The sequence below is a fragment of the Intestinibacter sp. genome, from assembly GCF_022780145.1.
Classification (GTDB): Bacteria; Bacillota; Clostridia; order Peptostreptococcales; family Peptostreptococcaceae; genus Intestinibacter.
Map to the genome: position 1 here is coordinate 1 of NZ_JALEXO010000284.1, position 5,824 is coordinate 5,824.

Sequence of the window (5,824 nt, forward strand, 5' to 3'; positions counted from 1 at the left end):
AAAACGTAGACTTAGTAGTTTTGGCTGGTTATCTTAAGATAATCAGTCCAAAATTCGTAAGTGAATTTAGAAATAAAATGATGAATATACATCCATCACTAATTCCTTCTTTCTGTGGAGATGGATTCTATGGAGAGAGAGTTCATCAAGCTGTAATCGATTACGGTGCAAAGGTTTCAGGCGCTACAGTTCATTTTGTAAACGAAGAAGCAGATGCAGGACCAATAATCATGCAAGATACAGTTAAGGTAATGGATAACGATGATGCAAAATCATTGGCTAAGAGAGTTTTAGAAGTAGAACATACAATTCTTCCTAAATGCGTAAAACTATTTTGCGAAGGAAAGATATCTGTAGAAGGTAGAAAAGTCAAAGTAAGCGAATAAATATACAAAAACTAGGAGGCAAATATGAAGATATTAGTTGTAGGTGGCGGCGGAAGAGAACATGCTATCTGCTGGAAATTAAGTAATGAAAAAGACGTAGAAAAAATATATTGTGCACCAGGAAATCCTGGAATAGCTAAGGTTGCAGAATGTGTAGATATAGCTGACACAGATTTAGATGCATTAGTTAAGTTTGCAAAGGAAAAGGAAATAGACATAACTGTAGTTGGACCAGAGGTACCATTAGTAATGGGGATAACAGATGTTTTTGAAGCCGAAGGCTTAAAGGTATTTGGACCAAACAAAAAATGTGCTCAATTAGAAGGAAGTAAGGCATTTTCAAAAGATTTCATGATAAGACATGGATTACCAACAGCTAAATATAAAGAGTATACTGACCTAGACGAAGCAATAGCTGACATAGATGACTACGGTTATCCAGTTGTTATAAAAGCAGATGGACTAGCAGCTGGAAAAGGAGTTGTAATACCTGAAAACAGAGAAGATGCTATAACTACTCTAAAAGAAATGATGACTGACAAAAAATTCGGTGATGCTGGAGATAAAATAGTTATAGAAGAATTCCTAAAAGGAGTTGAAACTTCTATATTAGCTTTTGTAGACCATGACACTATAGTTCCTATGGTAAGTGCAAAAGACCACAAGAAAGTAAACAACGGAGAAACTGGTTTAAATACTGGTGGAATGGGAACTTTCTCTCCAAGTGAATTATATACTGAAGAATTAGCAAAAGATATAAAAGAAAATGTATTAGATAAAACTTTAAAGGGATTCCAAGCAGATGGATTAGACTTCAAGGGAATATTATTCGTAGGATTAATGATAACTGAAGACGGACCTAAAGTACTTGAATACAATGTAAGATTTGGTGATCCAGAAACTCAATCTGTTTTATTCAGATTAGAAACTGATTTAAACAAAATAATATCAGCAGTTATCGATAACAAATTAAAAGATATAGATATAACTTATACTGATGAACAAGCAATATGTGTAATGCTTACATCAGGTGGATATCCTGAAAGCTATGAAAAGGGAAAAGTAATAACAGGACTTGACGACTTAGATGATGATATAGTAGTTTTCCACAGTGGTACTAAACTAGTAGACGGAAATATAGTAACTAATGGTGGTAGAGTAATCGGTATAACTACTAAGGCTAAGACTGTAAAAGAAGCAGGGGAAAAAGTTTACGAAAATATCAAGAAAATAAATTTTGAAGGAATGCATTATAGAACAGACATATGGAAATAGATTTTCAATAAAATAAAAAGGGAAAATGAGAAATTTCTTAATGGAGGAATAATATAATATGAGTTCAAATGTAAAAAGACTTTTAGTAGAAAAGAGAGAAGGATTCGATCTTGAAGCAAAAGCATTAATGAAGGATTTAAAAGATAGCTTACATATAGATTGCATAGATAGCTTAAGACTATTAAATAGATACGATATAGAAGGATTATCTGATGAAGTTTGTGATTCTGCTGCAAAAACAATATTCTCAGAACCAAACCTAGATGTAGTATACAAAGAAACAGTTGAATACGACAAGGATGCAAGAGTATTTGCAGTTGAATATTTACCAGGTCAATATGACCAAAGAGCAGATTGGGCAGCTCAATGTGTTCAAATAATAAACGAAGGTCAAAGACCTAACATAAACAGTGCAAAATTATATATCTTAACAGGAGATATAGATGATGAATTATTTGCAAGAATAAAAGCATATGTAATAAATCCAGTTGACAGTAGAGAAGCAACTTTAGAAAAACCAGAAACTTTAGAATTAGAAACTGAAATACCAACAGAAGTTGAAACTCTAGATGGATTTATAGATTTAGATATGGCAGGCTTAGAAGCTTTCTTAAAAGAACAAGGTTTAGCTATGACAATAGATGACTTAAAATATGTTCAAGAATACTTTAAAGGCCAAGAAAAGAGAAATCCAACTATAACAGAAATAAAAGTTCTAGACACTTATTGGTCAGATCACTGTAGACACACTACATTCATGACTCAAATAGAAGGTGTAGACATAGAAGATGGTAAATACAACGAAATAATCAAAGAAACTTATTCAAAATACGTTGAATCAAGAAATACTATCTATGTAGACAGACAAAAAGATATGTGTCTAATGGATATAGCTACTATAGCTGTAAAAGAACTTAAAGCTGCAGGTAAATTACAAGATTTAGATGAAAGTGAAGAAATAAATGCTTGTAGTGTAAATATAGATGTAAATGTTGATGGTAAAATAGAAAAATATTTATTAATGTTCAAAAACGAAACTCACAACCATCCAACAGAAATAGAACCATTTGGTGGAGCTGCTACTTGCTTAGGTGGAGCAATCAGAGATCCACTTTCAGGAAGAAGTTATGTATACCAAGCAATGCGTGTTACTGGTAGTGCAGACCCTAGAACTTCTCTAGAAGATACATTACATGGTAAATTAATGCAAAAGAAAATAACTACTGAAGCAGCTAACGGATACAGTTCTTACGGAAACCAAATAGGTTTAACAACAGGACAAGTTACAGAAGTATACGATGAAGACTTCGTAGCTAAGAGAATGGAAATTGGTGCAGTTATAGCAGCAGCTCCAAAAGAAAATGTAATAAGAAAGAGACCAGAAAAAGGCGACATAATCATATTACTAGGTGGAAAAACTGGTAGAGATGGTTGTGGAGGAGCTACTGGTTCATCTAAAGAACACAGTGAAGAATCAATAGAAACTTGTGGTGCTGAAGTACAAAAAGGTGATGCACCTAACGAAAGAAAGATCCAAAGATTCTTCAGAAATAAAGAAGTTGCACAAATGATAAAAAGATGTAACGACTTCGGTGCTGGTGGGGTTTCAGTTGCTATAGGTGAAATCGCAGAAAGCTTAGACATAAACCTAGACCTAGTACCTAAGAAATACGACGGACTTGATGGTACTGAACTTGCTATATCAGAATCTCAAGAACGTATGGCTTGTGCTATAGCTCCTGAAAACAAAGACAGATTTATAGAACTTGCTGGACTTGAAAACTTACAAGCAACTCATGTTGCTACAGTTACTGATACAGGATATTTAAGAATGTTCTGGAATGGAAAAACTATAGTTGACTTAAACAGAGCTTTCCTTGATACAAACGGTAAGAAACAAAAAACAGACGTACACGTTGCAAAGGTAGACGAAGAAAATACTTTCTTCAATACTGGAAAGATAAAAGTAGAAGGCGAAACTATCTCAGATAAATTTGACAGCGTATTAAAAGACTTAAATGTATGCTCTCAAAAAGGTTTAGTTGAAAAATTCGATAACACTATAGGAGCTAATACAGTATTACTTCCATTTGGTGGTAAATATCAAAGAACTCCTATCCAAGGTATGGTTGCTAAAATACCAGTACTTGGTGGAAAAACTACAACTTCATCAATAATGACATTTGGATACAATCCTAAAATAGGAAAATGGAGTCCATTCCACGGTGCATTATACGCAGTTGTTGAATCAATCTGTAAATTAGTTGCAGTTGGTGGAGATTACAAGAAAGCTAGATTAACTTTCCAAGAATACTTCGAAAAATTAGGTAAAGACGCAACTAAATGGGGTAAACCATTTGCTGCATTACTTGGAGCTTACTATGCACAAAAAGAATTTGAAATACCTGCAATAGGTGGTAAAGACAGTATGTCTGGTACATTTGAACATATAAACGTACCTCCAACATTAGTTTCATTTGCTGTTGATACAGTAGATGCAGAATATGTTGTATCTCCAGAATTCAAAAAAGCAGGATCTACTGTAGTAGTTATAAGAACTCCTAGATTAGAAAGTGGAATACCTGATTTCGACGTATTAAAGAAAAACTTAGATAAAGTAAGAGAATTAACTCAAGCTAAGAAAGCCCTTGCTTCATATGCTTTAGGTTATGGCGGACTTGGAGAAGCTATAGCTAAGATGGCATTTGGTAATAAGATAGGATTTGAAGTAGCTAAAGATGTTGATGCAGATAAATTATTTGACCCAGCATATGGAAACATAGCTCTTGAAATTGAAGAAGCTGACTTAGCATTATTAGATGGTGTAGATTACAAGGTTGCTGGTAAAACTATAGAAGGACAATACATAGAAGTTGATGGATACAAGGTTTGCTTAGGTAAGATTTACAAAGCTTATGAATCTACTTTAGAACCAATATTCCCAACAAAAGCTGTTGAACCAACTGGTGAAATATCAAACATAAACTTCATAGTTAACGAACACCAAAAATCTTCATTATCAATAGTACAACCAAAAGTATTCATACCAGCATTCCCTGGAACTAACTGTGAATACGACTCAGCTAGAGCATTTGAAGATGCTGGAGCAAAAGCTAGCATAAAAGTATTCAGAAACTTAACTTATGCTAACATAGAAGATTCAATCGAAACTATGGTTAAAGAAATACAATCTTCTCAAATAGTTATGATACCAGGTGGATTCAGTGCAGGTGACGAACCAGACGGTTCTGCTAAATTCATAGCAACTGTATTTAGAAATCCAAGAATAGCTGAAGCTGTAAACGACCTATTAACTAATAGAGATGGTTTAATATTAGGTATCTGTAATGGATTCCAAGCATTAATCAAATTAGGATTAGTTCCTTATGGTGAAATAAAACCAGTAACTGCTGAAGATGCTCCAACTATAACTTACAACAACATAGGTCGCCACCAAGCTAAGGTTGTAACTACTAGAGTAGCATCAAATAAATCTCCATGGTTAGCTAATACTAAAGTAGGAGACCTACATAGTATATCTATATCTCATGGTGAAGGTAAATTCGTTGCTAACAAAGAAACATTCGACCAATTAGTAGCAAATGGACAAATAGCAACTCAATACGTTGACCTAGATGGAAATGCTACTTACGATATAGACTACAACCCTAATGGTTCATTCTACGCTGTTGAAGGTATAACTAGTGCAGATGGTAGAATCTTAGGTAAGATGGGTCACTCTGAAAGAATTGGTAAATACACTCTTAAAAATATACATGGAGAAAAAGACCAAAAAATATTTGAAAGTGGTGTAAATTACTTTAAATAGGATTTAAATAATAATTTATATATAAGATGGATTGCTTTATTGGCAGTCCATCTTTTTTTGAAAAAAATAAAGAAAGTGGCGATTTTTTAGAAAAAATATAGTCTTATATATTAAAGGGGAAAAAGAAATAGTATCGAATTTATTACAAATAGTTGAAAATAATAGGAAAACGTATTTATTTATGATATTATAAAAGTATTTATAAAATATATTGTCTTGTTTGTAATCTTGAATTAAGCAGTATATTTTATTAGTGTTTATGTTGACTTTATGTTTTTATTAAGATGCTATTTAAATATATACTACATTTGTAGTATATATTTAAATAGCATCT

Annotated in this window: 3 protein-coding genes; all 3 read left to right on the plus strand. The window is 33.0% G+C overall.

The window, feature by feature from the left end:
• Positions 1-386: phosphoribosylglycinamide formyltransferase (gene purN, locus MR593_RS10700; protein WP_290692706.1), on the plus strand; the 386-nt coding region annotated here is incomplete at its 5' end.
• A 24-nt stretch (positions 387-410) separates the two neighbouring features.
• Positions 411-1,661, plus strand: coding sequence for a phosphoribosylamine--glycine ligase (gene purD / locus MR593_RS10705; protein ID WP_290692708.1), 1,251 nt, complete (start codon positions 411-413; stop codon positions 1,659-1,661).
• Positions 1,662-1,719: 58 nt separating this feature from the next.
• Entirely contained in the window at positions 1,720-5,490 is a 3,771-nt protein-coding gene (locus MR593_RS10710; RefSeq protein ID WP_290692710.1) for a phosphoribosylformylglycinamidine synthase, read from the plus strand.
• Positions 5,491-5,824 lie beyond the last annotated feature (334 nt).

Coding starts and splice junctions, on each gene's coding strand:
- purD (WP_290692708.1), top strand. CDS start 411: ATGAAGATATTAGTTGTAGGTGGCGGCGGAAGAGAACATGCTATCTGC.
- MR593_RS10710 (WP_290692710.1), top strand. CDS start 1,720: ATGAGTTCAAATGTAAAAAGACTTTTAGTAGAAAAGAGAGAAGGATTC.